Source organism: Chryseobacterium capnotolerans, from assembly GCF_021278965.1.
GTDB lineage: Bacteria > Bacteroidota > Bacteroidia > Flavobacteriales > Weeksellaceae > Chryseobacterium > Chryseobacterium capnotolerans.
This window is the reverse complement of record NZ_CP065589.1, coordinates 4,502,974-4,528,059: the sequence shown is the minus strand read 5'-3', so window position 1 is coordinate 4,528,059 and position 25,086 is coordinate 4,502,974. Positions and strand designations below refer to the sequence as shown.

25 protein-coding genes and 1 pseudogene are annotated in these 25,086 nt (G+C 35.2%); 11 read left to right on the top strand and 15 right to left on the bottom strand.

Annotation, left to right across the window (positions count from 1 at the left end; all coding sequences use genetic code 11):
• Positions 1 to 33 precede the first annotated feature (33 nt).
• The 6 genes from H5J24_RS21760 to H5J24_RS21735 form a co-directional block, all read right to left on the bottom strand.
• Positions 34 to 630, bottom strand: a complete 597-nt coding sequence (locus H5J24_RS21760) for a tetratricopeptide repeat protein (protein WP_068940547.1) — start codon at positions 628 to 630, stop codon at positions 34 to 36.
• 299 nt (positions 631 to 929) lie between these two features.
• A complete protein-coding gene (locus H5J24_RS21755) occupies positions 930 to 2,165 on the bottom strand; it encodes an MFS transporter (protein ID WP_068940545.1) in 1,236 nt (411 codons plus the stop codon).
• A 92-nt stretch (positions 2,166 to 2,257) separates the two neighbouring features.
• Entirely contained in the window at positions 2,258 to 2,620 is a 363-nt protein-coding gene (locus H5J24_RS21750; protein ID WP_068940543.1) for a hypothetical protein, read from the bottom strand.
• A gap of 69 nt (positions 2,621 to 2,689) precedes the next feature.
• Positions 2,690 to 4,189, bottom strand: a complete 1,500-nt coding sequence (locus H5J24_RS21745; protein WP_068940541.1) for a GH3 auxin-responsive promoter family protein — start codon at positions 4,187 to 4,189, stop codon at positions 2,690 to 2,692.
• A 137-nt stretch (positions 4,190 to 4,326) separates the two neighbouring features.
• A complete protein-coding gene (locus H5J24_RS21740; RefSeq protein WP_068940539.1) occupies positions 4,327 to 4,629 on the bottom strand; it encodes a hypothetical protein in 303 nt (100 codons plus the stop codon).
• 179 nt (positions 4,630 to 4,808) lie between these two features.
• The gene (locus H5J24_RS21735) at positions 4,809 to 5,204 is read right to left on the bottom strand and encodes a hypothetical protein (RefSeq protein ID WP_068940537.1); all 396 of its coding nucleotides are present in this window, start codon (positions 5,202 to 5,204) and stop codon (positions 4,809 to 4,811) included.
• Positions 5,205 to 5,452: 248 nt separating this feature from the next.
• On the opposite strand from H5J24_RS21735, the pseudogene mfd reads away from it, so the two are divergent.
• From mfd to pth, 6 genes and pseudogenes are all read left to right on the top strand, one after another.
• Positions 5,453 to 8,820, top strand: a pseudogene (gene mfd / locus H5J24_RS21730) (transcription-repair coupling factor).
• A 373-nt stretch (positions 8,821 to 9,193) separates the two neighbouring features.
• Positions 9,194 to 10,015 (top strand): hypothetical protein, encoded by an 822-nt coding sequence (locus H5J24_RS21725; RefSeq protein WP_068940533.1) that lies wholly within the window; start codon positions 9,194 to 9,196, stop codon positions 10,013 to 10,015.
• A gap of 9 nt (positions 10,016 to 10,024) precedes the next feature.
• Positions 10,025 to 10,846: a hypothetical protein gene (locus H5J24_RS21720; RefSeq protein ID WP_068940531.1), complete on the top strand. Its 822-nt coding sequence runs from the start codon at positions 10,025 to 10,027 to the stop codon at positions 10,844 to 10,846.
• A gap of 8 nt (positions 10,847 to 10,854) precedes the next feature.
• Positions 10,855 to 11,595, top strand: a complete 741-nt coding sequence (locus H5J24_RS21715) for a hypothetical protein (RefSeq protein WP_068940529.1) — start codon at positions 10,855 to 10,857, stop codon at positions 11,593 to 11,595.
• Positions 11,596 to 11,961: 366 nt separating this feature from the next.
• Positions 11,962 to 12,930: a hypothetical protein gene (locus tag H5J24_RS21710; protein ID WP_232815861.1), complete on the top strand. Its 969-nt coding sequence runs from the start codon at positions 11,962 to 11,964 to the stop codon at positions 12,928 to 12,930.
• Positions 12,931 to 13,015: 85 nt separating this feature from the next.
• Positions 13,016 to 13,579, top strand: a complete 564-nt coding sequence (gene pth, locus H5J24_RS21705; RefSeq protein ID WP_068940526.1) for an aminoacyl-tRNA hydrolase — start codon at positions 13,016 to 13,018, stop codon at positions 13,577 to 13,579.
• A gap of 147 nt (positions 13,580 to 13,726) precedes the next feature.
• On the opposite strand, the gene H5J24_RS21700 is transcribed toward pth, so the two are convergent.
• The 4 genes from H5J24_RS21700 to H5J24_RS21685 all read right to left on the bottom strand — a co-directional run bounded on the left by H5J24_RS21700 (position 13,727) and on the right by H5J24_RS21685 (position 17,148).
• The gene (locus H5J24_RS21700; protein ID WP_068940524.1) at positions 13,727 to 14,362 is read right to left on the bottom strand and encodes a carbonic anhydrase; all 636 of its coding nucleotides are present in this window, start codon (positions 14,360 to 14,362) and stop codon (positions 13,727 to 13,729) included.
• Between the two features lie 56 nt (positions 14,363 to 14,418).
• Complete coding sequence (locus tag H5J24_RS21695) at positions 14,419 to 16,011, bottom strand: SulP family inorganic anion transporter (RefSeq protein ID WP_068940522.1); 1,593 nt, start codon at positions 16,009 to 16,011, stop codon at positions 14,419 to 14,421.
• A 147-nt stretch (positions 16,012 to 16,158) separates the two neighbouring features.
• Positions 16,159 to 16,458, bottom strand: coding sequence for a hypothetical protein (locus H5J24_RS21690; RefSeq protein WP_068940520.1), 300 nt, complete (start codon positions 16,456 to 16,458; stop codon positions 16,159 to 16,161).
• Between the two features lie 21 nt (positions 16,459 to 16,479).
• Positions 16,480 to 17,148, bottom strand: a complete 669-nt coding sequence (locus tag H5J24_RS21685) for a carbonic anhydrase (protein ID WP_068940518.1) — start codon at positions 17,146 to 17,148, stop codon at positions 16,480 to 16,482.
• Between the two features lie 390 nt (positions 17,149 to 17,538).
• Between H5J24_RS21685 and H5J24_RS21680 the strand changes: the two genes are divergently transcribed.
• Both H5J24_RS21680 and H5J24_RS21675 read left to right on the top strand, forming a co-directional pair.
• Positions 17,539 to 18,645, top strand: coding sequence for a helix-turn-helix domain-containing protein (locus tag H5J24_RS21680; protein WP_068940516.1), 1,107 nt, complete (start codon positions 17,539 to 17,541; stop codon positions 18,643 to 18,645).
• Positions 18,646 to 18,746: 101 nt separating this feature from the next.
• Positions 18,747 to 19,355, top strand: coding sequence for a DUF2306 domain-containing protein (locus H5J24_RS21675; RefSeq protein ID WP_068940514.1), 609 nt, complete (start codon positions 18,747 to 18,749; stop codon positions 19,353 to 19,355).
• Here the strand turns inward: H5J24_RS21675 and H5J24_RS21670 are convergent.
• From H5J24_RS21670 to H5J24_RS21660, 3 genes are all read right to left on the bottom strand, one after another.
• Positions 19,352 to 19,909: a serine acetyltransferase gene (locus H5J24_RS21670; RefSeq protein ID WP_068940512.1), complete on the bottom strand. Its 558-nt coding sequence runs from the start codon at positions 19,907 to 19,909 to the stop codon at positions 19,352 to 19,354. The two genes, H5J24_RS21675 and H5J24_RS21670, sit on opposite strands and share 4 nt — an antisense overlap.
• An 11-nt stretch (positions 19,910 to 19,920) precedes the next feature.
• On the bottom strand, positions 19,921 to 21,006 hold the full coding sequence (locus H5J24_RS21665; protein WP_232815860.1) for a glycosyltransferase: 1,086 nt from the start codon (positions 21,004 to 21,006) through the stop codon (positions 19,921 to 19,923).
• A 65-nt stretch (positions 21,007 to 21,071) separates the two neighbouring features.
• Positions 21,072 to 21,635 (bottom strand): acyltransferase, encoded by a 564-nt coding sequence (locus tag H5J24_RS21660; RefSeq protein ID WP_068940507.1) that lies wholly within the window; start codon positions 21,633 to 21,635, stop codon positions 21,072 to 21,074.
• 41 nt (positions 21,636 to 21,676) lie between these two features.
• Here H5J24_RS21660 and H5J24_RS21655 point away from each other — a divergent pair, with 41 nt between their 5' ends.
• Genes H5J24_RS21655 through H5J24_RS21645 form a run of 3 tightly spaced genes read left to right on the top strand, consistent with a single transcriptional unit; the run spans position 21,677 to position 22,913 of the window.
• Complete coding sequence (locus H5J24_RS21655; RefSeq protein WP_232815859.1) at positions 21,677 to 22,276, top strand: beta-ketoacyl-[acyl-carrier-protein] synthase family protein; 600 nt, start codon at positions 21,677 to 21,679, stop codon at positions 22,274 to 22,276.
• Positions 22,277 to 22,314: 38 nt separating this feature from the next.
• Positions 22,315 to 22,650, top strand: a complete 336-nt coding sequence (locus H5J24_RS21650; RefSeq protein WP_232815858.1) for a 3-oxoacyl-ACP synthase III family protein — start codon at positions 22,315 to 22,317, stop codon at positions 22,648 to 22,650.
• Between the two features lie 26 nt (positions 22,651 to 22,676).
• On the top strand, positions 22,677 to 22,913 hold the full coding sequence (locus tag H5J24_RS21645; RefSeq protein WP_068940503.1) for a phosphopantetheine-binding protein: 237 nt from the start codon (positions 22,677 to 22,679) through the stop codon (positions 22,911 to 22,913).
• 1 nt (position 22,914) lies between these two features.
• On the opposite strand, the gene H5J24_RS21640 is transcribed toward H5J24_RS21645, so the two are convergent.
• Complete coding sequence (locus H5J24_RS21640; RefSeq protein WP_068940501.1) at positions 22,915 to 24,093, bottom strand: glycosyltransferase; 1,179 nt, start codon at positions 24,091 to 24,093, stop codon at positions 22,915 to 22,917.
• Entirely contained in the window at positions 24,093 to 24,932 is an 840-nt protein-coding gene (locus H5J24_RS21635) for a glycosyltransferase family 2 protein (protein WP_068940499.1), read from the bottom strand. Before H5J24_RS21635 ends, H5J24_RS21640 begins: the two co-directional genes overlap by 1 nt.
• Positions 24,933 to 25,086: the final 154 nt, after the last annotated feature.

Genomic DNA, 25,086 nt, shown 5'->3' with positions numbered 1-25,086 from the left:
TTGACCAATTTAAAGTTGAATACTTAACGTAAGTTATTTGTTTTTAGGGATAAGTTGTTTACCCCATCCAGGTACAGAGTTCAAGGTTGTGAATCCTGTTGCTGCTTTTTGGTATTGAGCTTCAGCCTCGGTCATGTTGCCAGATTTTTCTGCTGATTTTGCTTTTAGGATTGCTAATCTTGGATTGTTTGGGTCAGAACTTTCTGCTTTTGCAATGTATTTTGAAACCTCTTGTGCTGCTTTTGCCGGATCTTTATAGACATTCAGCTGTATGCTTTGCAGCATGATAAGGGCTAGAAGAATGTTGTTTTCCGCATTGTCAGGTTGGGAAAGCGATACTCCAAGAGCAAATTTTTCTGCTGTTACGCTTGAATGAATAGCTGAAGCAGCAGATTTTTTTGATAAAAGTTCCGCTTTAAGATACATAGAAACGGCAGCATAATGAAAAGCCTGCCATTGTTCAGAAGTATTAGTTTCCGTGAATTTCTTAAACAATTTGTCGTAATCACCTTCTGTATTGGTGGTATTGAGCTGTGAAGCGCTTTGTTGTAAAGCTTTATCAGTAAAAGTCTGGGCACTTACCCATAAGCCAGTCACGAAAAAGCTTAAAATAAATAGAATTTTATTCATAAAGGGGATATTTGAAGCAAATATATGAAATTATTAATGTTTCATGATAGATTTTATTATATATTTAAAGAATGTGTATTGTTGTTTTGTGATCTTGTATTTTGTTGATGATAATTGGATATATGAAGATCGTAATGGTTGTTGGTTTTATGGAGTTATTTGTGGATATAAGTATTAGTTGTTTTGAAATAAATATGGTATAAAATAAAAATAAGGACAGAAAATATTTCTGTCCTTATTTTATATATGCTTAATTTTATTTGATTTAATTGTTCTTGAATCAATCAGTCATAAGTTTGTTAATATTGCATCTTTCTTAGCTTTGGGTTAGTACTTCCAACAATTAGGGCAACCAGGACAGTCATGCATCCGCCAAACACTACAGAACGCACTACACCTAATAATTTTGCCATAACTCCACTTTCGAATTGGCCCATTTCGTTACTGGACATGATGAATATTGAATTCACACTCAAAACCCGACCTCTTATATGATCAGGTGTTTTTAATTGTACAATAGTTCCTCTAATTACTACAGAAATACCATCAAGCATTCCACTTAATACAAGGAACATAAAAGAAAGCCAATACAGCTTGGATAAGCCAAATCCAACGATACAGATTCCGAATCCTGTCACCACTATAAGAAGTATTTTTCCCTGGTTTTTTCGTAAAGGAACAATTGATAAAAGAGTAATAATGCACATGGAGCCAATATCAGACGCTGCATTCAGCAGCCCGAATCCTTCCGCTCCTGAATTCAGAATATCTGTGGCAAATACGGGGATCATGGCTACTGCACCTCCGAAAAGTACTGCAAACATATCCAGGCATAAGGCTCCTAAAATTTCTTTTGTTTTAAAAATATAGGAGATGCCTTCGCGCATGCTTTCCACAACATCTACCGTTTCTTTTTTGTACTCTGAATGTTGTTTGTTAAGCTGCCAGAAAAACAGTGAAGCAATAAATATCAAAGATAAAATAACCACCAGTGTCCATTGTACACCGAAATATCCGATAAGAAGACCTCCGATGGCGTGGCCGCATACAGAAGATATAAGGAATGTAGCCTGGTTCAGGGTAACAGCATTGGGAAGGTTCTCTTTTTTTACAATTTTAGGAATCATAGAAGGAACAATAGGGCCAATAAAAGCTCTCGCAATTCCGGTAAAAAATATAACCCCATAAATATAATAAGTGATCTGATGCCCGGTAAAATGCATCTGAACATTAAAAAAGGCAGGAATCAAAAGTAATCCGATCAGAAAAATATAAGCATAATTGCAGATAAGCAACAGTCTCTTTTTTTCGTTCATATCAATTACGTGGCCGGCATATAAAGCACAGCTTACTGCAGGAATAACCTCTGAAAGTCCGATAAGACCGATTGAAAAAGGATCTTTGGTTAATTGATACACCCACCATCCTAATAAGGTAGCAAGCATTCTGAAGGCTAAAACAATAAAAAATCTCCCGGTAAGAAGATTTCTGAACTCAACATTTTGTAAAGTTTGTAATGGGGTAAAGGAAATCATGAACAAAAATAGCCCTAAAAATTTATTTAGGGCTATCTCTATATCGTTTTTTAAAAGATATATTAAATATATATCAAAAGATAAAATCTATTTTAGTCTGTTCTTGACGAACTGATTACGATAGCAGCAACTCCTGCAGCCCCAATAATAGTAGCACCTGCTGCAATTCTTGCTTTTCTTCTGTCTTTCACAGCGGCTACATTAGATTTAGGGATAATTACTTCTGTACTGTCTTTTTTTCCGGCTGTACCTACAAGATTATCTCCAACAATGTTTCTGAATAATATTTTCTGTTTCGGAGACCCGTCTCTCATAGTGACTTTGTAAATTTTTCCGGCTTCCAGGTTGGAATAGTTGTTTTTTGAAATATCCTCGCTGTATTTTGTGGTAGCGCAAGAGGTCATAACAAATAAAGACGTTAATAAAGATGATTTCAACAGTACAGATGCTTTCATTATTTTCGTTTAGTTTTTCAAATTTATAATTTTTTTCGAATATACGTTTTTGGAATTGAAAAAATATCTTTAAAATTTGTAAATTTCTAACAAATCTGCGATATTTCTGTCATTTGCTAATCTTGGAGTCTTGTTTTGTCCACCCAATTTTCCTTGAGACTTAGCATATTCATGAAACGCATTTTTCTTCAGCTTTGTGATATGAAGCTTTTGCAGAATATTCCCTGAAATCAGATCATCATAATAGGTATTTCTGTTTCTTAGCTGCTGATCCAGTTCATTTCTGAACGTTTCCATGTTTTCAGGATCTTTTTCAAATTCGATCAGCCATTCATGATAAGGAAGACCTTCACCTGGATTTACCTGAGGTGCTAAATGAAATTCAGTAATCTGTGCCGGATATTTTTCAAGAGTTGCCTTCATTGCCTCTTCCACTTCAAAAGCAATGACATGTTCTCCGAATGCAGAAGTAAAGTGTTTGGTTCTTCCACTTACCAGAACTCTGTATGGATTTTTATCAATAAATCTTACTACATCACCAATAGAGTAGGCCCATAATCCTGAATTGGTTGTTAAAATCAGGGCATAGTCTTTATGAAGCTCAATTTCTTTTAATGTTAATCTCCTGGCATTCGGCTTTCCATATTCTTCCAAAGGAATAAATTCATAGAAAATACCATGATTGGTTAAAAGAAGAAGTCCTTCCTTGGTATAATCATCCTGAAAAGCAAAGAATCCTTCAGAGGCAGGAAAAGTTTGAATGATATCCACTTTTCCGCCCAATAAATCTTCCATCTTATCACGATAAGGTTCATAGTTGACACCTCCTGTAACAAGGAGCTGAAGGTTAGGAAAGATTTGTTTTACCTTTTTTCCGTGTTTTTCAGTCAGTTTCTCAAAATACATAATGAGCCAGGGCGGTATTCCTGAAATCAACGTCATATTTTGGTGTTCGGTTTCTTCAATAATCTTGTCTACTTTTGCTTCCCAGTCTTCCATAATATTGGTTTCCCAGCTTGGTAGCCTGTTCTTTTGGAGATAATTAGGAATATGGTGGGCTACAATTCCGGATAGTCTTCCGGTTTTAATTCCGAAAACCTCTTCCAGTTCTGGGCTTCCCTGCAGAAAGATCATTTTTCCATTCACAAAATCTGCATTATTCTTTTTACTGATATAATGGAATAAGGCACTTTGAGCTCCTGCAATCTGATAAGGCATTCCTTCTTTAGATATAGGGATGTATTTTGATCCTGAAGTGGTTCCCGAGGTTTTAGCGAAATATTCGGGAGTATCTGTCCAGAGAATATTCCCCTGTCCTTTTTTTACTCTCTCAATATAGGGTTTCAAATCTTCATAGTCGGCAATCGCAACTCTGTCCTGGAAATCCTTTACAGAACGGATGTTTTCAAAATCATGTTCCCGCCCGAAAAGTGTTTTCTGAGCTGTATTGACAAGGGAAATCAAAAGGTTCTCCTGATTTCTTTCTGCATTTTTTTTGAATTCCTCCGCCTTTTGAACATGTTTTTTTGCCCAAATAAGCGCTGCGTTTTTCTTGAAGAAGTTTAACATGGGTCAAATTTATAAATAAGTAAAGAATTGTGGAACCATTTTTAGAGAGTAAAGCATAAAAAAACCGATGAAATAAATCCCATCGGCTTTTCTCGAAATTTGATTATGAAAATAACAACTATATGTTGATGTTATGCTTATTTGTTTGCTTTGTATCTTTTGTCCGGCGTGCCATCTTTTTTCAGATGCTTATTTTCTTTATATCTCTTATCCGGAGTCCCGTCTTTTTTCATTTTAGCAGCAGGGGCAGGCTGAGCAGGTTTTGCCTCTGCCGGTTTAGCTGTTTTAGCAGCCATTGGTTTGGCAGCTTTTACTTCTGCAGGTTTAGCGGCTGCTACTTTTACAGGAGCAGGAGTGGTATGGGTAGCGGGAGCAGTCTGCTGAGCAGTAGCAAGGCCTAGTCCTAAAACTAATGACATTGCTGATAATAATTTTTTCATAAGAATATTGTTTATTTTTTGTTGAATAAAGATATGCAAAAAGCAGGCTATAAATTTTGGTTTTTTAAACTTAACTAAAGTTTATTACAGCTTAAAAAAAAATTAAAGTTCTTTTCTGAAGAATAAAAAAAGCCTGCTTCCGGTTAAGAGAGCAGGCTTTTGCATTATTAGAAGATATTCTAACGTGTACAGTTGGCTGTCCACGTTTTTCCATCCTGAATGTATAAAATTTTTAAAGTATTGTTATCAATTCTGATGTAAGAAGTTGCTGTAGATCCTACCATAACTAAGGTGTGATCTCCCTGTTGATTGAATTCTATTCCATTGAGATTTGGAATATTGTTAGAGAAGGTAAAATTGTATTTAGTGCCACTGGCGATCTTCGTTACAAATACACTTCCTGCATCAGTACTGATGTTGGTAGAACCGCCGTCATTATAGGAAACACTTCCTTTATAAGTACCTGCGAAAAAGTCGTTATCTACAGGATCATCATCCTTGCTGCACGACGAAAAAGATAATGCTGTAAAAACAAACAGCGTTAAAATACCTAGAATTTTCATTGCTTTTTTCATAATACTACTTTTAATGTTTGGTTCTTTTAAAAGCCAAACACCATGCCATGAGAAAATATTCGTTTTTTTTTAACAGGTAATTAATAAAATTAATAAAATTTAAGATTTAAATAGGCTAAGTGATTCATTTTAAATCCAAAAGTTGCTCTATTCCCATTCAAAGAAAAAAATATCCTTACCTTTGTGTAGCAATCAACGGTTTCGGAAAACTCCCGAAATCGCTTTTGTCGTTTATACCATTACTATTTATGCAGTTAAAATCCATCAATGAAAAGTTCCTTCCGGATCTCTTGCAAAAAGAATTCGGGAAAGAAATTTTCACTCAGTTAGAAAATAGTCAGCATATTGCCGTGAAGGGAAGTGCTGGATCTTCAGTCTCTGTTTTTGTGGCTGAACTTTTTTTGGTTCAGAAAAAAAATATTCTTTATCTGGTAGATGATAAAGAGGATGCATTATATGCCAATACCGAAATGGAAGATCTCCTTGGAAAAGAAAAGGTATTGTATTTTCCAGCTACTCACCTTGAGCCTTACCAGGTAGAAAAAACACAGAACGCGAATCTTGTTTTGAGAACAGAAGTTCTTAATAAAATCAATTCGGGGAGATCTCCAAAAGTGATTGTTGCCTATTCCGGAGCCTTATCAGAAAAAGTATTAAAGAAAGAAGATTTCAAAGCGATTTCTCATCACATAAAAGTAGGCGACCAGCTGGATTTTGATTTTGTAGATGAACTACTTAATCATTATCATTTTCAGCAGACTGATTTTGTCTCGGAGCCAGGTGAATTTTCTGTGAGAGGAGGAATTGTAGATGTGTTTTCTTATTCCTATGAAAAGCCTTACAGGATTACTTTCTTTGGTAACGAGGTGGAAAGCATTAAAACATTTGATATCGAAACTCAGCTTTCGGTAGATAAAGTAAAAGACTTTCAATTGGTATCCAATATGAATTTTTCTGTCACCGGAAGCAGGGTTTCATTATTGCAGCTTTTGCCTAAAGAAAGTTATGTGATTTCCAAAAATGGGATGATAGGAATGCAGAAGATTAAAACATTTTATGAAAAATCCCTTGAAAAATATGATACGCTAAGTAAAGATATTGCGCATAGAGCACCGCAGGAACTTTTTATTTCCGATCAGGAGTTTTTGTTTGATTATAAAAAGTTTAAAACCATTGATTTCGGAAATGCAGCTATTGAAGGATTAAAAGAAATTGCTGAAATTAAAATGGAGCAGCTTCCACAGCCTTCTTTCCATAAAAACTTTGAACTTCTGATTGAAGATATTGAAGAAAAACAACAAGACGGATTTGACACCTGGATTTCCTTCTCAACAGAAAAACAGAAAGAAAGACTGGAATCTATTTTTGAAGAGCTTGAACATGAGCTTCCTTTTAAAAGCTTTAAGTCTGAACTGCATGAAGGTTTTGTAGATCATGGACATAAGCTGCTGGTATATACTGATCACCAGATTTTTGACCGTTACCAGAGATATAAGGCTAAAAATACCTTTGCAAAATCAGAACAGCTTACCCTCAAAGACCTGATGTCTTTGAAGATTGGGGATTATATTGCTCATATTGATCATGGAATTGGAAAATTTATGGGATTGGTGAAGGTGAACAATGATGGGAAAATTCAGGAATGTTTTAAACTAACGTATAAAAATGGTGATCTATTATATGTAAGTATTCATTCATTACATAAGATTTCAAAGTATAATGGCCCGGATGGAAAAGAAATTGTATTAAGCAAGCTTGGTTCTCCAACCTGGAAATCCTTGAAGCAAAAGACAAAAGCTAAGGTAAAACAGATTGCATTTGATCTTATTAAGTTATATGCTCAAAGAAAAACGGCTAAAGGATTTGCCTATACACCGGATTCTTACCTGCAGAATGAACTGGAAGCAAGCTTTATTTATGAAGATACTCCGGATCAGGAAAAGGCTACTATAGATGTGAAAAAGATATGGAAGCAGATACGGTGATGGATCGGCTGGTTTGTGGAGATGTTGGGTTCGGTAAGACAGAGGTTGCCATCCGTGCGGCATTTAAAGCGGCTACAGATGGAAAGCAAGTAGCGGTATTGGTTCCAACGACTATTCTTGCATTCCAGCATTACAGAAGCTTTAAGGAAAGACTTAAAGATTTTCCGGTAAATGTTTCTTACGTCAATCGATTCAGAACGGCCAAACAGAAGTCCGAAACTTTAGATGCTCTGAAAAACGGGAAGGTAGATATTATTATCGGGACCCATCAGCTAGCAAGCAGTTCTGTGAAATTTAAGGATCTTGGGTTATTGATTATTGATGAAGAACACAAATTTGGAGTTTCTGTAAAAGATAAACTGAAGACTCTGAAAAATAATGTGGACACCCTGACCCTGACCGCAACTCCGATTCCAAGAACGCTGCAGTTCTCTCTGATGGCAGCAAGAGATTTATCTGTTATTAAAACTCCACCGCCGAACAGACAGCCGGTGGATACCCAATTGGTTGGATTTAATGAAGAGATCATCCGTGATGCTATTTCTTATGAAATTCAAAGGGATGGGCAGGTGTATTTTATCAATAACAGAATTGAAAATCTTAAAGATATTGCCGGGCTTATCCAGCGTCTGGTCCCTGATGCAAGAGTAATCACAGGGCATGGGCAGATGGATGGTAAACAACTGGAGAAGAATGTTCTGGATTTTATGGAAGGAAAGTATGATGTACTTGTTTCTACCACCATTGTAGAAAGTGGTGTGGATGTTCCGAACGCGAATACGATCTTTATCAATGATGCTCAGAGATTTGGGATGGCCGACCTTCACCAGATGAGAGGGCGGGTAGGACGAAGCAACAGAAAGGCCTTCTGTTACCTGATTACACCGCCTTATGATATGATGACTTCTGATGCCAGAAAGCGCCTTGAAGCTATTGAGCAGTTTTCTGATCTGGGAAGCGGATTCCAGATTGCAATGAAAGACCTGGAGATTCGGGGAGCTGGAGATTTATTAGGTGCGGAACAGAGTGGTTTCATCAATGAAATGGGGTTTGAGACCTATCAGAAACTGATGCAGGAAGCGCTAGAAGAATTGAAGGATGATGTTGATTTTGAGAATTTATTTGAAAATGAAGAAGACAGGCAAAAGCTTTTCAAATCTGTGAAAGATGTTAATATTGATACTGATTTGGAACTGATGCTGCCTGATTTTTATATCTCCAATACTGAGGAAAGACTTTTACTGTATCAGAAAATAGCAGAGATAAATAATGGAAAAGACCTTCATCAGTTTGAACTTGAACTGATTGATAGGTTCGGGGCATTACCTAAAGAAGCGGTCAACTTACTGAAAAGTGTTTCCCTGAAATGGCTGGCTGCAGATATAGGTTTTGAGAAGATTGTCATGAAGAATGGGGTGTTCTTAGGGTATTTTCCAAGTAATCCTCAGGATAAATTTTATCAGACAGACAGATTTAGGCATATTATTAATTACCTGACAAGAAACCCTGCGGAAGCTCAGCTTAAAGAGAAATCAGGTAAGGAAGGAAACCAATTGATGATGAGAAAAGAAAAAGTGAAGAATGTAGATGAGGTGAATATTTTATTAAAAGCGATTATTGAACATAATTAAATTATAACTTTCAAAAATTGTTAATTTTTCTGCAAACAATACTAAACCATATAAAAAGAATGATTTTTTATATGGTTTTTTTGTGATTATTATCATGTTTTTTCTTTGGAATATTCATGTTTAGGAGAATTACCCCCTTTTTTATAGGTCTGAAGTCACTTTTTAATGAGAAAAAAAAATTTTTTAAAGCCTTATGCAGAAGTAGTTTGAGGTGTGGGATCATTCTGTTTTAATTTTTCAAAAGGGTGATTGTAGAAATAATTCTACTTTTTGGTATAAATAATTCTATTGTGTAATGTGTTTATTTCTATAGGTTTAAAGATAATAACTGGAATTTTTTCGATTCGTAATTTGTACCTTTGCAGTCCTTATTATGAAAAAAATTATATTTACTTGTGTAGTCGGATTTTTTTCCTTCTATGCTAACGCACAGGTGGGAATCGGGACTCCGAAGCCGAAATCAACGCTGGATGTAAACGGTAAAATCACCTTAAGAAAAGAACTTAGAGTAGGCGGAACTTCAACCAATGCTGGAAGCGCTGGATTGAATGGCCAGGTATTGGTTTCTCAGGGAGAAGGAAAATCTCCTGTGTGGAAATCATTGAATGTTCCCTTTATGGAAGAAGGGCAGTATAAACTAATTAATTCGTATTTGTCATCGGATCAGGTAGGTATTATAGGTCTTTCTAATAGTGTTCAAGGAGATGGAGTCTCTAGGAATAGTGTAGGAGATGACTTTAATGATACTTCGAAAGGTAAATGGGTAAAAATAGCAGGTCTTAAAAACTCATTTATGATTAAAAATGGTAAGAACAGGCTTACTTATCAGTTCCAAACCGGAATTGAGATGAAAGCTCCCCAGTCAAATACTTCTGAGAATGTAAGATTTGCTTGTGCCGTTTTTAGAAATGATAAATTGGTAGCAGTACGTCCAGACAGAGTTGCTTCCAGTAATAATACCGGAAAAGCAGGACTTCAGGATTATATTTTCACTCTCAATTATACAGAACTCAACGTTCCTGTTGGAATACAGAATCTTGAAATTGCATGCAGAAAGATCAGTACTTCAAATTTAAACTCTCAGTTTGCTATAGGTCGTGACGTTCAAAGTTCTAATGGGGCATCCAACGCATTTACATTGGAGTCTAATATGAAGATAGATGTCATTGAATATGTAACTTATAAATCCAACTAAAACGAACTGATGAAAAATATATTATCAACTTTATTTCTTGCCTCGGGATTGGTGCTTTCCGCCCAAGTGGGTATTAACACTGAATCTCCAAAAGCACAACTTGATGTAAATGGAGATGTAAACCTAAGAGATAAGATTGCAGTACTTGATGTTACTGATAATACGCTTTCTTTGGGAAACAATGACCAGCTACTGGTTTCTCAGGGAGAAGGATATCCGCCTATTTGGAAAACTCTTCGAATTCCTGAATATGAACCGAATAAATTTTATTTGATCTTTAATAACTCTTTTTCAGATAGAGTAGGGGTTGATTTTCTCTACTCAGAAGAACCTGCTGCAACCAGCACTTCTAAAGCAGCCGCTTTTACAAAAGGAGCCACTTTTTCTAGCCTCAGTAAATTTAAAAAAATCAACGGTTTGTCACAGAAAATAAGTGTTTTCAGTAATGAGAGCAAAGCTTATTTTCAATTTGAAACAGTGGTGCAGGCAAATTTTACTGCCAATGGGAATCCTGATACATCAATAGATTATGCTTGTGGTATTTTCGTAGATGATAAACTGATCAATTTGAGACAGAGTAACCTAAGGGCAAGTAGTGCTCAGTTTACTTTCAGTACCCATAATCAAATCGGAATTGTAGCTAATCTCTCTAAAGGTGAACATATTGTGAGTGTAGGGTGTTCAAGACTTGCATCGTATGGGGATGCATCTAATAGAAAACTGGGAATAGGAATCAATACAAGCACCAACCTGAATAAGTTTATTACTCAATCATCTTTGAAAGTAGATGTATATGAAGTTCCACAAGTATTTAATACGATAACAAATTAAAACCAACTATGAAAAAAATATTTTTTGTTCAATTTCTATTAATGATCGGGCTGGTTAGCGCTCAGGTTGGTATAAATACTTCAACTCCAGTTAATAAGTTAGATGTGAATGGAGACGTAAATATTAGAAAGGAACTAAGGACTAACGGTACTGATGTGTTGAAAGGATCAGCAGGAAATGATGGTGATATCTTTCATAACAATTCGGAAATGACTGCAAACGATTGGAAAAGTGTTAAAATAGCTGATGGACAAGGAAGTATGTCTCTGTTTTCTATTAATACGGTTGCAGATCAAACAGGAATTACATTTAGTGGTAATGGAAATCCGGTGCCATACGATGAAGATGATGATTTGACAAGCAGCTGGACTGTAATCCCTAAAGCTGTGGATACTTTCTCTGTAACAAATGCTGTTAATAAAGTGACGTTTTCATTTCAAACCACTGCTCAAAAAGCAAATAATGGTACATCATCAGCAGGTTTTGCCTGTGGTGTCTTTGTAGACAATAAACTTAAAGCTGTGAGAACTGATGTCTTGCAAGGGGATAGTGGAGCTTATAAAATTTTTAATCTTAATGCAACGCTTGAGAATCTTAAACAGCAAAACAAATATTCAGTTAAAGTAGCCTGTACAAAGAGGACTTTGAACGGTAATGCACTTGGAATAGGAACAGCGGTAGATACAGGAGCTCTTAATGCTGATATGGCACAATCTGTTTTAACAATATCTGTGTTACAGCCTTATTAATTTTCCTGCTCATATAATAATTAAGAATCTAAAAACGTTATGTTTTTAGATTTTTTTATTGATTAGCTCTGTTCTTTGTGAATTTATTGGAAGAAGTAGCCTGTGTTGTATAAAATTGAATTATATTTGAACAAATTAAAAATATATGGTAAAAAACTATTTTCTTCATGTGTTTGCTGGTATGGTTCCGTTGGAAAGACTGGCTTCACTTTATCCCACACAGGAATATCGAAACCTGCAACAAGCTATAATTACAGGCCTCAGAATCTGAGATTTATCTATTAAGAATTATAGGTGAACTATTATTGCTAATCTTATCAGAATATAAATAATCGTATAATTTTTATGCAAAAAAAAATTATATTTGTGAAAAAAATAATCAATTACCAGGAAATGAAACAAATTTTCTATTTTATCTTATTAATTGCAGGCTTTTCTTCAATACATTCCTGCAAAGACTTATTAGATGAAGACGGGAATCCTCTTTTGGATCTGAATAATACAGGAGGACTGAGCGGCCCAAGAGCTTTATATAGAGAAGTGACGGCTAAAGACACACTGGCAGAATATCATTACAGCGGATTGCTAATGAACAGAGTGATTACAGACAGTGCTTCCATTACTGATATTATGTATAGTGGTGAAAGAATCAGCCAGATCACTTTCAGGGGCTTTCTTGATCTTAATGGAAACGGGAAACTTGATAAAGACAGTATATCTTATGATAGACAGTTCAATTATGGAAATAACAGCCAGCTGCAATCCATTTCTGAAACCCGTTCTGTTTTCAGAAGGCCACCACCGGTTCCGCCTTCCACTAAGCCAGGACCTCAAACCTTATTTGCTTCAGAAAAATACATTCATACTTTTACTTATAATACAGCTACTTCAAAACTAGAGTCTATGACTACAGTGAAAGGAGAAGAAGTAGTAGGAGGTCCAATTAAGTATACTGAATATTCAAAATCAGACTTTTCTTATGTAGGAGATAATGTGTCTAAAGTACTTAACATTTCTGGGCCAGTAACATCCAATAATCCAAACGTATTGGGAGCACCTACTGAAAAATACAGCTTTGAATACTATGCTTACGATCAACAGATCAGCCCCTTCACTTTATTGCCGCAGGTATATAAAATCTCAAGATTATTATCTACTAAATATAGCATTAAAGAGAGTATGATTCTATCTCCGAATAATCCAAAGAGATGGTCTGTAACAGATATTACTGTAAATATTCCAGTACCTATTGTTATGAGTACAAACTATGTATATGATTTACAGACTTACATGACGAAAGGTTATGATATCAACTATATCTATAAGCCACAATAGAATAGATTTTCAACAATATTTAAACTCAATCTTCCTAAGATTGAGTTTTTTATTTTTTATCCCTTAATTTTGCAAAAAATTTCTCATGAAATATTTAATTGTTGGGCTGGGAAACAAAGGCTCAGAATATGAAAATACACGACACAATATAGGCTTTAAAGTCGCTGAAAAAATAGCTGAGAAACTCGAGGTATCATTTAATACTGCTAATTTTGGCTGGATGGCAGAAGGAAAGTATAAAGGCAGAAAAGTCTTTGTCCTTAAACCGGATACCTATATGAATCTATCCGGTAATGCCGTAAGATACTGGATGCAGAAAGAAAATATTCCTTTGGAAAATGTATTGATTATAACAGATGATCTGGCATTACCTTTCGGAACTCTTAGAATGAAAGGGAAAGGTTCTGATGCAGGCCACAATGGGCTTAAAAATATCAATGAAGTACTACAAACCCAAAATTATGCAAGGCTTCGTTTTGGTATTTCAGCAGATTTTTCTGCAGGACGCCAGGTAGACTATGTATTAGGAACGTGGAATGAAGAGGAAACTGAAAAACTTGCTGAAAGAATAGATACTTTTTCAAAAGCCAGTCTTTCTTTTGTATTTGCGGGAATCAATAATACAATGTCCGGGTTTAACGGGAAATAATTGGCAGTAGATCAGTGTCCATTTTTATAAAAATAAAGGCCATCGGATTTCCGATGGCCTTCTGCTATGCAATTAAATTAATTTCCAATCAATTTATCTGAGCTATTATACTTTTTGGTAAGTAGTTAAATAGAACTCTTGATTATTCTATAACCAGCTTACAGCACCTGTTTCAACATCATAGTTAGCACCAACAATCTTAATTTTTCCTTCTTCTTCAAGTCTTTTAAGTGTTGAGCTTTGCTTACGAATGTCTTCGATGGCGCTTTTTACATTCTGGTGGTTGAGTCTTTCTAAAAGAGAACTGTTCTTTGATGAACGTTCTTCGTTTTCTTCAATCACTTCATTGATAATTGGGTCGAAATGATTGATAAGGTGATTAAGGTTGTCCATTCCCATTCCTTCAATTTGTGCTGCGTCAAGACCTCCTTTAAGAGCTCCGCATTTAGTGTGTCCTAAAACCACGATGAGTTTAGAACCTGCTACATTACAGCCAAATTCCATAGAACCAAGAATATCCTGATTTACAAAATTACCGGCAATTCTGATACTGAAAACGTCTCCCAATCCCTGATCGAAAATCAATTCTGCAGAAGTACGGCTGTCTATACAGCTCAAAACTACTGCGAAAGGCCATTGTCCTTCACGGGTTGCATTTACCTGCTCCAGAAGGTCTCTGTTGGCTTTAAGATTATTAACGAATCTTTGGTTTCCTTCCTTTAAAAACTCTAATGCTTTTTCAGGAGTAATGGTAGACTGAGTTTCGTATGTATGTGCTTTCATATAATTGAGTTGTTTTTTGAATTTGTTAAGTTTAAAATAAAATAATTTTGGTGAGCTTACATTGCTCTTTTGTGGGTAATCAGGATGTGAGAATCCTGGCTTCTTTCATAATCTTTGTATGATGTTTTAAAGCCTAGAAGTTCTACATTGATATCTTCTTCTTTTGCACGAATATTGGCAAAATCCTGGATCATTTCCAGTACATCTGTCGCAATGTATGAAGTTTCTCTTGCATCAATGATTACAGTAGAGTTAGATTTAATGTTTTTTAATGTTTTTTTGATGGCTGCTTTATTTAAGAAAGATACTTCTTCAGCCAGTTTGATCTTGATTCCATCTGCATCATCCAGTTTTTCTCTGCTCAGGTAATAAGCTCTTTTCATATTTCCCTGAAGGATATAGAATACAGAGATCGCAAGACCAATTCCAACCCCTTTTAGAAGGTCAGTAGCTACAACAGCTACTACCGTTGCCACGAAAGGTACAAACTGGAACTTTCCAAGATGCCAGAAATGTTTAAAGGTAGCAGGCTTAGCCAGTTTATATCCTACCAGAATCAAGACAGCTGCTAAAGTTGCCAATGGAATCAGGTTCAGTATAAAAGGAATGGTAAGTACGCATACCAATAAAAGTACACCATGGATCATCGCAGATGTTTTAGAAGTAGCACCAGCGTTAGCATTGGCAGAACTTCTTACCACAACAGAAGTCATAGGAAGTCCACCAATAAATGAACTGATCAGGTTTCCTATTCCCTGTGCTTTAAGCTCAAGATTAGTGTCTGTAATTCTTCTTTGCTTGTCTAATCTGTCTGAAGCTTCAATACAAAGCAGGGTCTCAATAGAAGCTACAATGGCAATAGTTGCTCCTACGATCCACACTTTAGGATTCATAAAACCTCCGAAATCAGGCATTGTAATCAAATTCTTAAAGTCATCCAGAGATTTCGGAACGGGTAACGATACCAAATGTTCTGTACCAATCGCTAAAGAACTTCCTGATAGTTTGAACAGTTCATTTAACAAGATTCCGGCAACTACAGCAACTAATGCTCCGGGAAGCATTTTCATTCTTTTAAGAGCTGGAAATTTATCCCATGCAATAAGTATCCCTACAGATACTGCTGTCACAATAATAGCACCAAGGTGAATCGCTCCAAAAAGTTCCGTAAAATAATTAAAGTTCAGACCATTGCTGAATAGTGACTGATTTCCTTCATAATCCTTATCAAATCCCAGTGCATGAGGAATTTGTTTTAAAATAATAATGATCCCGATGGCTGCAAGCATCCCCTCGATAACGTTATTGGGAAAATAATTAGAAATACTACCCGCTCTTACAAAGCCTAAAACCAATTGAATCAGACCAGCAATAATCCCGGCACATAAGAACAGTTCAAATGCTCCAAGATCGGTAATTGCTGTTAATACAATAGCTGTAAGACCTGCAGCAGGTCCTGAAACCGATATATTTGAATTACTAAGAAATCCTACCACAAGACCACCTACGATTCCGGCAATAACTCCAGACAATGGCGGTGCTCCAGATGCTAAAGCGATTCCTAAGCACAAAGGCAGTGCTACTAAGAATACAACGAGTCCGGAAGGGAAATTCTCCTTGATTCCTCCTAATAATGATGTTTTTTTCATGATATTTTTGAAAATATTATAACCGATTGATTTATAATTAAATAATCAATTATAAAAGATTGGAAAATTAATTTTAAAGCATAAACAGCTTATTCAGTGCCTTAAAGGCATGAATAACTATAAAAAAATCTAACTACTACTTTAAAATTAAGCTTCCGGAGGCGGAGAAAATATGCTAAGTAAAGGAGATAGATGAAAGGAATCATCTATCAGTACGAAAGACATAGACTGAGGTGCAGGCTCAGAAAACTTCAGATAGTCGAAAACATCTAAAGGTTTTGGAATTGTCTTTTCGTAAACAATAAAAGAGGATGGGTGAGAATGCGGTTCTTCTTCATTCACTATTATATTTGTTCTCAGAATGTCCCAGCCTGCCACCGCAGCAATGCTTGGCAGCGCTGTAAAATTCAGAAAAAACGTTAATACAATAATACTCCAGAATTTCATTTCACATTCTTTTTAGAAAAACTATTTAGTCTTTCTGCTCATTACCCAATCGGAACTGGTAAGGTTGTAGATCTTTTGGATATCTTTTAAGATTTTCTCAAAATCAATTTCAAGATCAATAATTTTACCTGTTCTAAGGTCAAATACCCAGCCGTGTACAATAGGTTGTTCTTCTAAAATATATCTTTCCTGTACACAGGCCATTTTAATTACGTTAATGCATTGTTCCTGAACATTAAGTTCAACCAATCTGTCATAACGCTTATTTTCATCTTCGATAGAATCAAGTTCTGCCTGGTGCAATCTGTAAACATCACGAATGTTTCTCAACCAAGGATTCAATAATCCTAAATCCTGAGGAGTCATCGCTGCTTTTACACCACCGCAATTGTAATGTCCACATACGATAATATGTTTTACTTTAAGATGCTCTACAGCATATTGAATAACTGCTGTGGAGCTCATATCTAAAGTATTCACAACATTGGCAATATTTCTGTGAACAAAAACCTCTCCCGGTTTTGCACCCATCAGCTCTTCCGCTGTAGCTCTACTGTCTGAACATCCTATATAAAGATAGTCAGGATGTTGAGTTTTTGCCAGATCATGGAAGAAATTTGGATCTGCTGAAACTTTAGATTCTACCCATTTCTTATTGTTCTCAAAAATAACTTCGTACGATTGTGACATAATTTTAAATTTTTTAAAAAGGTTTATAATTATTTATTTCGTTTAAATTATTTTCGAAATCAATAGACCGAATCAATAATTATGCAAAAATATACTTTTTGCAGAAAAACTATCCACTTTTAACAAAGTTTAATATTAAAATATGCTTAAAATCATATCTAATATTGCGATATACTTTGTTTTAGGGCGAATAAGAGTTCCTCAATAATCCAAACGTTTAAAAACTAAGCTAAAATTACAAAGTATAAACCATAAAATAAAACATGAAGATTAAAATATTTTTAAATTTTTACATTCTCCACAAAAATTGGATAAACTGGTTGAAAATAAATTCTATTTACTGTAGAAAAATGAATAAATTGATGCTCTGATTTTAACCCTATACTGTCAATGGCTGATTTTGATCTGGGAATATTGTATTGGAGCGGAATTTTTATTGCCTGTTTTTCATCTTTTCTGATATTGGGAAAGCAGAAAAAGAAAGCGCAGGATTTTCTTTTAGCAGCCTGGTTTTTGATGATCGGAGTTCATCTTGTTTTTTTCGTATTATTCCGCTCAGAAGGATATTTAAAGTATCCTTATCTTATTGGATATGAACTGATTTTTCCTTTCGTGCATGGTCCCATGCTGTATTTGTATATTTTATATATAACAGGCAGAACTCCAGATAAAAAGATATGGTTGTTAAATTGGATTCCTGTTCTGATCATCTATGTGATTTTGTTTCGATTCTTAATGCTGTCTCCTCAGGATAGGATGACCGTTTACCAGAATAAAGGGAAGGGATATGAAGTATTGAGTGATGTGCTTACATTTTTAATGAACTTTTCGGGAGTATTGTATGTAAGTCTGAGTCTTCTTGTCATCAAAAAATACAAACGGAAAATTTCTGAACAATATTCCAATACTGAAAAAATTAATCTGAATTGGTCTTACTATTTGATTACGGGGATTGCATTCATATGGATTGCTGTGATCTTAAGAAATGATATTCTTATTTTTTCAATGGTTGTTGTATTTATTTTGGTTGCTGCTTATTTCGGGATCAGTCGTGCTGGTATTTTAGATTTACCTGATACTGTTGCTGCTGAAAAAGAAACTGAATTTGTAAAATATCAGAAAAATTCTCCTGGAGATTACGTAATACAGAGTGTTTATGATAAGCTGATAGATCGAATGACGAACGAAAAACTGTATAAAGACCCGGAGCTTAGTCTGAATCATGTTGCACAATTGCTGGATGTTCATCCCAATGTATTATCCCAGACCATCAATTCTGTTGAGAATAAAAACTTTTATGATTATATCAACCGGCAGCGGATTGAGGAATTTAAAAGAATAGCAAGTCTTCCAGAAAATCAAAAATATACAATTCTATCATTAGCATTTGAAAGTGGGTTCAATTCAAAGACTTCTTTTAACAGGAATTTTAAAAAATATATGAACTGTTCTCCCAGAGAATTCCTGAAAAGCCAAAATCTGACAATGAAAGAGTAAGTGTCAGATAATAAGTGATATAATATTGGTTTCATCTTTCATTTTGGAACAGTTGGATCGTTTTTTATATTCATTTTTGCTGAAAAATTGAATCAGTATCCATGAAGAAATTCTTATTTATCATCATTTGTTTCTTTGCATTAATTATTGGTATGTATCCTTTAATTTATGCTTTTGTTGAACATAAAAATACTTTTCTGGGATCTAAATCTTTAGAAGTCCTTCAAAATCAATTCTGGAAATTTGCATTTTTTGCCCATATTATTTTCGGTGGAATTTCTCTTTTTATTGGCTGGCGTCAGTTTGGTGATAATTTTCGTAGCAAGTATCTGCAACTTCACAGAATAATAGGGAAATTGTATGTTATTTCTGTAATAATAAGCTCTGTATCTGCAATTTATATGGGGCTGTATGCGAATGGTGGGATAATCTCCTCTGCAGGATTTATCTGCCTGGGAGTTATATGGCTCATGACTACATTGGCAGGAGTTATATACATCATAAAAGGCAGTGTGATGATGCATCAGCGACTTATGATTTATAGCTATGCGTGTACCTTTGCTGCCGTAACATTAAGGCTTTGGCTTCCCTTATTAAACAGTGTAATCAAGGATCCTGAAAATTCCTATCTTGCTGTAGCATGGTTATGCTGGCTTCCCAATTTAATGGCCGCTTATTTTATTAATAAAAAGAACCTTGAAGCTAATTAAGATATTTTGTTATTGATATATCCTCCAGTGGCATTTTCTGCAGGATAGATCTTTCCCGGATTTCCCATAACCATAGAATTTTCCGGGACATCAAAATTAACATATGCATTGGGCGCAATCAATACATTATTTCCTATACTCACGTTGCCGACAATAACGGCATTGGGGCCAATCCACACTTCATCACCAATCACAGGATAGCCTTCGTTTTTACCCCTGTTTTGCTGTCCGATAGTTACACCCTGAGCTATATTGCAGTTTTTACCGATTTTAGCTTTAGGATTGATAACCAATGCACCCCAGTGCCCAAGATATAAACCGGCACCGATTTGCGTTTCCGGATAAATCTGGAAGCCGTATTTTATCTGATAATGTCTTAAAACAAATTTCCAAAATAGGCCAGAGATGGATTTTTTATGGTATTTCTGAGTTTTTCTTAAAATGTAGAGATAATGAAGATTAGGGTTAATGCACTTTTTCCAAATTCCAAAAGTAGAAAGCCATTGTCCGCTTTCTCTGTAAAAATCTTTCTGTATTGCTGTGTACTCTGGCATAACAAAATATTTTATACATGATCAATAATTTCCTGAAGATGCGCTACTGATTTTTCAAGCACAAATGGAAGATCTGTCTGACTTATTTCCTTCTCATAGTGTCCGGAAAGTTCACTGTTAGTTAAGAATTGTTTCATCCCTTCGTAAATTCCATCCTCTGAGTTGGGGGTAATCAGACCTAGTTTTCCATCCTGAAGAAGGTCTTTTATTCCTGAAACATCAGTAGAAACTACAGGCTTATTCAGAATAAGAGCTTCTGCAATAATGGTAGGAAATCCTTCATGGCGGGATGACATGACATAGAAATCCGATTGTTTAAGATACGGATAAGGATTGCTTCTGAAGCCAAGCATCTTTACCGTCTCCTGAAGCCCCAATTGATTAAGCTTTGCCTGGATATTTTCAAAATCAAATCCATCTCCAATAATGATGATCTGATGTTTCAGGCCTTCATCCATTAATTTTTTATGAACATCCAAAAGCCTGTCATAGCCCTTTTGAGGATATACTGTACCTATGGTTACAAAAGTTTGAAGGTCTTTGGAAAAAGGATAATCATTGATTTCAACTTCAGCCTTTTGCAAAGTATCTTTAGAGTCAATAGGATTGAAGATCTTAACAACTGCTTGTTTTTCTTTGTCGTTCTGGGCCAGCTTTTGCATTTCTTCTTTCAGTTTATTGGAAATGACCAGAATTCTGTCAAATTTGAAAAACTGCCTGATCACATCAGGAGTGTATTCTTTTAGATTAAAGATATCATTCTGGATCCAGACAATCTTTTTGGAATCCTTTTGCGGGCTGGATAGTATTTCTTGATACATCCCATGGATTGCCGCTATTTCTATATCGTATTTTTTATTCTTTAATATAAATTTATAAAGCAGAGAAGGGAATAACAGGAACATTTTCTGATAAAGAACTCTGAAAGCTTTTACCGGAATTTCATGAGGCCTGTTGGTGGTAATCATTTCTCCTTTTAGCAGATAATGTAATTTTACCCATGACGGAACTTCTTTGATGTACATTCCTGTGTACAGATTAATCAGGAGATCAACTTCATATTTGTCTTTGGGAAGGTTTTTAAGAAAGTTGACCAAAACTTTTTCTGCACCGCCATGGCGAAGGGAACCGATTCTAATAAGTATTTTCTTTTTTCAGGCATTTATTTTTTTATAGGTTTATAAGTATGAGGGAGGTTTTCTTTTACGTAAGCTTCTAGTTTGGGTCTGTCTAATTCGAGTTCTCTTGGGTACATGACATTGTTTTTTAATGCTTTGTCACCATATTCTTCAATAGTACAAATAAACTTTGCAGGAATCCCGGCATAAACCGTTCCATTCGGCATAGAGGACGTTAAAATAGAACCCGCTCCCAATACACAATTGTCACCTATTTCTGAGCCTAGCATGATGATAGTATCTGCACCAATAAAGCATTGTTTACCAATTTTTATGCGTCCGAAAGCTCTTACATCTTTATATTTTTCAAAAAAGTGTAAAGCATTATAGCCACCGTCATGATTAATGAATCTAACATTATTAGAAAGGGTCGTTTCGTCGCCTATTTCAATTAAAAAAGGTTCTGTGCCTAATTCGGGAACTTCTACGAAACGAACATTTTTTCCTACCTTTAATCCTTTAGCAATACAAATTTTGAGATAAATTCTCTTAATAAGGTATTGATAAGTGGTATGAATTTTTAATATGATACGATATATAAATATCATTATTCTAAATTTGTTTTTCTCATACAAAGAAAAGAATTTATATGATAAGAATTTCTAAAATAGAATATTATTTACCTGAATTGGTTCTTACTAATATGGATTTGGAAAAGGAGTTTCCTGAGTGGAGTTCTGAAAGAATCCGGGAGAAAGTAGGGATTGTACAGCGTCATATTTCTTCAGAAAATGAGACGGTTTTGGACTTGGCAATTCAGTCATCAGAAAAGATTTTTGAGGAGTATGACAGGAATAGAATAGACTTTATTCTTTTCTGCACTCAAAGCCCGGATTATTTCCTTCCCACTACGGCCTGTATTTTACAGGATAAACTTGGACTGAGAAAAAATATTGGGGCTGTAGATTTCAATTTAGGATGTTCAGGGTTTGTTTATGGATTGGCTTTTGCAAAAGGATTAATTGCTGCTGGAATTGCTAACCATATTTTGTTAATCACTTCAGAAACCTATACCAAACATATTCACCCGAAAGATAAAGGAAACCGCTGCCTGTTTGGAGATGCTTCCGCTTCAGTAATTGTTGAGAAAGATACAAATGTAGGGGATTACCAGTTCTGTTTGGGAACTGATGGAATTGGAGCAGAGAACCTTATGGTGAAAAAGGGGGCTTCAGAACAGATTTTATAGCCAATCCCAATCATGAGTTTGGTCCTGAAAATCTTTATATGAACGGACCGGAAATTTTTAATTTTACTATTGAAAAGATTCCAGGATTGATACAGGAAACTTTGAATGTCAATGGGCTTACGATGGATGATATAGATTATTTCGTTTTCCATCAGGCTAATTCTTTTATGCTGAATTATTTGAGACGAAAAACGAAGATTCCCACTGAAAAATTCTATATTGATATGGAGAAAACCGGAAATACCGTTTCTGCAACTATTCCGATAGCATTGAAAAATATGATGGATAAAGGTCTGTTGAAAAGAGGGAATAAGATTTTGCTGGCAGGTTTTGGAGTAGGGTATTCCTGGGGTGCTACCATACTGGATTTTTAATTCTCAAATCACAAAATTTAAAATATATGAAAACTTCCGTCTTCTTAAAAAAATTGCAAGAGGAGCTAGATGAAAACCAAGCATTGAGCATAGAAACCAAATTGAAAGATCTGGAAAATTATGATTCTATAAGTTTACTTTCCGTCATGGCTCTTGTAGATGAAAACTTTAATCAGAAGCTTGATGTGAATGAGTTCAAAGATATGGAAACGGTTTCCGATCTGATGAATATTATTGGACTGGAAAATTTTGAAGAGGATTAAATCATCCTCTTTCATTTTGTTTTTGTTGATAAAGGTTCTCAAGGATCTGCTCAACAGCATTGAATATTTTTTGATTGTCAAATTGATCTTCAATGGTAAGAAGGTTCTTTCTGATTCTGGAGATTAATTCCGGATCAGAAAGAAATTTTTTCATCGCTTCATACATTTCATTGGTTTCATAATTGATCAGATATCCGGTTTCGCGATCTTTAATCATAATTCCTACATCGCCGGTCTCCGTTGCAATAATTGGTTTTTGAAGAATCAATGCTTCAGCAATTACCAAAGGCCAGGCTTCTGATTCGGAAGGAAGAATAAAGTAATCTGCATTTTTAATATAAGGATAAGGATTCATTTTATTGCCGCATAAAATAAATGTATCCTGCACATTATTGGCATTTATCTGTGCCTTTAGGTTCTCCATTTCTTCCCCATTTCCAAGGATTAAGATGCTGTGGTGAAAACCTTCGTCTATCAATCTTTTATGAGCGTCAATAAGCTTGTGAAATCCTTTTCTGTGATGAAGTCTTCCTACGGAAACAAATACAGGTCCCTGAGGAAAATCTTCAAGCTTTTCTTCTGCCTTTCTTTTAATTTCTTCAATAGGAATCGCATTGATGACTACACTTTCTGAAGGATATTTTAAGTCCGGATAATAAATATGCATCATTTCTTTGATCCTTTGTGAACAGTAAATCATATGATCAAACTTTTGGAAGTTTTCAATGATGTTCGGAACGGCAGGCTGTAAAGCGGGTAAATTGATCTCAGAATGAAACCAGCCTACTTTTTTTGAATGCTTATTACTTGAATTGTTGACAGATGAGAATGTAGCGTAAGAAGGAGAGATTTCTATATCAAACTTTTTATTCCCTAGAATACGGTCTTCAATTTTTTTATTTCTTAATATTTGCATTAGCTTCAGTCTTCTGCGGACAAGCTGAAGTTTATGGATGAATGGATTTTTAGAAAAGCTCTCTTTCCCTTCAGTAAGATAAACTTTTTTTACGTGGCTAGGGATTTCGTTTCGGAGTTCTCCCTGGTTCATGTTTAGACATATAGTTAATTCAAATTTATCAGGGTTCAGATTATTGAGCATACTCAATACTACTTTTTCCACCCCTCCCATTTCCATGGAGCGGTGTCTGAAAAGAACCTGTATTTTCTTATTTTCTGACATTATCTAAAAAGTTTTTGTAAAGTAATGGCTATGTTTTTTTTTATCCTGTACCAAATTCCATGCTGATATTCCAAAAGAGCAAAGATCTCCTGATGATTGGTATATTTTTCCGGGATCTTTTTCCCATTGATGCTTGTAAGATTTCTTCTTTTCATAGTTGTTAAGATAACTTGTGCGAAGTAATCATAAGATTTTCCCTTATTGTTATTCTGAGAAATGCCGCCTGAATGGGCTCTGTAAAGATAATTGGTGTCATCTATGAAATAAACATCACCTTTTTCATACATCTTTAAATACAGATCCTGGTCCTCAGCTATTCTTAACTCCGGATTCATTTTGTCTGTCTGTTCATAGACATCCTTTCTAAACGTCACAAAATGATTGATCTGGTTGGGATAATTGAAGAAATAAGGGTCACCATTTCTTACCTGCATCGCAGATTTAAAGGGAGCAATAGGTTTTAGATTCTTATCACATCCCATAAAGCGGGAATAAGTGAGTACTACTTTCTTTTTCTCTTTAAAAACCTGAATGGCCTTTTCAACAGCAGTAGGAAGTATGGCATCATCAGGGTCTACAAAACCACAAATTTCTCCGGAAGCAAGCTCTATAAGTCTGCTTTTTGTAACCCCTACACCGCTGTTCTTTTCATTTTCAGAAAACTTAAATCTTTCATCTCCTGCAATGATGGCTTTTACCTGTTCTTTTTCCTCTTCTGAAGAAGCATCATCTACAATAATAGCTTCCCAATTGGAGTAGGTCTGCTTCAGCAGAGAATGATAACAATCTCTGAACAATCTGGCATTATTGTAATGAGCAATAAGTATGGAAAACTTCATATAGATTTATAGAAAGTGTTGACAATTAATTTTTGGCAAAATAATTCCTCATTTTTATCAGTTTTTGCTGACGAAGGTCTCAGAAAATAGACTGAAAGAAAACTGTTCATTGAAAAATGAAATCCTGATGGTAAACTGGCATTTTTCATAATAG

What these genes read in the sequence shown, in the direction of transcription:
- H5J24_RS21760 (WP_068940547.1), bottom strand. Translation starts at nt 630, where the DNA reads ATGAATAAAATTCTATTTATTTTAAGCTTTTTCGTGACTGGCTTATGG.
- H5J24_RS21755 (WP_068940545.1), bottom strand. Translation starts at nt 2,165, where the DNA reads ATGATTTCCTTTACCCCATTACAAACTTTACAAAATGTTGAGTTCAGA.
- H5J24_RS21750 (WP_068940543.1), bottom strand. Translation starts at nt 2,620, where the DNA reads ATGAAAGCATCTGTACTGTTGAAATCATCTTTATTAACGTCTTTATTT.
- H5J24_RS21745 (WP_068940541.1), bottom strand. Translation starts at nt 4,189, where the DNA reads ATGTTAAACTTCTTCAAGAAAAACGCAGCGCTTATTTGGGCAAAAAAA.
- H5J24_RS21740 (WP_068940539.1), bottom strand. Translation starts at nt 4,629, where the DNA reads ATGAAAAAATTATTATCAGCAATGTCATTAGTTTTAGGACTAGGCCTT.
- H5J24_RS21735 (WP_068940537.1), bottom strand. Translation starts at nt 5,204, where the DNA reads ATGAAAAAAGCAATGAAAATTCTAGGTATTTTAACGCTGTTTGTTTTT.
- H5J24_RS21725 (WP_068940533.1), top strand. Translation starts at nt 9,194, where the DNA reads ATGAAAAAAATTATATTTACTTGTGTAGTCGGATTTTTTTCCTTCTAT.
- H5J24_RS21720 (WP_068940531.1), top strand. Translation starts at nt 10,025, where the DNA reads ATGAAAAATATATTATCAACTTTATTTCTTGCCTCGGGATTGGTGCTT.
- H5J24_RS21715 (WP_068940529.1), top strand. Translation starts at nt 10,855, where the DNA reads ATGAAAAAAATATTTTTTGTTCAATTTCTATTAATGATCGGGCTGGTT.
- pth (WP_068940526.1), top strand. Translation starts at nt 13,016, where the DNA reads ATGAAATATTTAATTGTTGGGCTGGGAAACAAAGGCTCAGAATATGAA.
- H5J24_RS21700 (WP_068940524.1), bottom strand. Translation starts at nt 14,362, where the DNA reads ATGAAAGCACATACATACGAAACTCAGTCTACCATTACTCCTGAAAAA.
- H5J24_RS21695 (WP_068940522.1), bottom strand. Translation starts at nt 16,011, where the DNA reads ATGAAAAAAACATCATTATTAGGAGGAATCAAGGAGAATTTCCCTTCC.
- H5J24_RS21690 (WP_068940520.1), bottom strand. Translation starts at nt 16,458, where the DNA reads ATGAAATTCTGGAGTATTATTGTATTAACGTTTTTTCTGAATTTTACA.
- H5J24_RS21685 (WP_068940518.1), bottom strand. Translation starts at nt 17,148, where the DNA reads ATGTCACAATCGTACGAAGTTATTTTTGAGAACAATAAGAAATGGGTA.
- H5J24_RS21680 (WP_068940516.1), top strand. Translation starts at nt 17,539, where the DNA reads ATGGCTGATTTTGATCTGGGAATATTGTATTGGAGCGGAATTTTTATT.
- H5J24_RS21675 (WP_068940514.1), top strand. Translation starts at nt 18,747, where the DNA reads ATGAAGAAATTCTTATTTATCATCATTTGTTTCTTTGCATTAATTATT.
- H5J24_RS21670 (WP_068940512.1), bottom strand. Translation starts at nt 19,909, where the DNA reads ATGCCAGAGTACACAGCAATACAGAAAGATTTTTACAGAGAAAGCGGA.
- H5J24_RS21660 (WP_068940507.1), bottom strand. Translation starts at nt 21,635, where the DNA reads ATGATATTTATATATCGTATCATATTAAAAATTCATACCACTTATCAA.
- H5J24_RS21655 (WP_232815859.1), top strand. Translation starts at nt 21,677, where the DNA reads ATGATAAGAATTTCTAAAATAGAATATTATTTACCTGAATTGGTTCTT.
- H5J24_RS21650 (WP_232815858.1), top strand. Translation starts at nt 22,315, where the DNA reads ATGAACGGACCGGAAATTTTTAATTTTACTATTGAAAAGATTCCAGGA.
- H5J24_RS21645 (WP_068940503.1), top strand. Translation starts at nt 22,677, where the DNA reads ATGAAAACTTCCGTCTTCTTAAAAAAATTGCAAGAGGAGCTAGATGAA.
- H5J24_RS21640 (WP_068940501.1), bottom strand. Translation starts at nt 24,093, where the DNA reads ATGTCAGAAAATAAGAAAATACAGGTTCTTTTCAGACACCGCTCCATG.
- H5J24_RS21635 (WP_068940499.1), bottom strand. Translation starts at nt 24,932, where the DNA reads ATGAAGTTTTCCATACTTATTGCTCATTACAATAATGCCAGATTGTTC.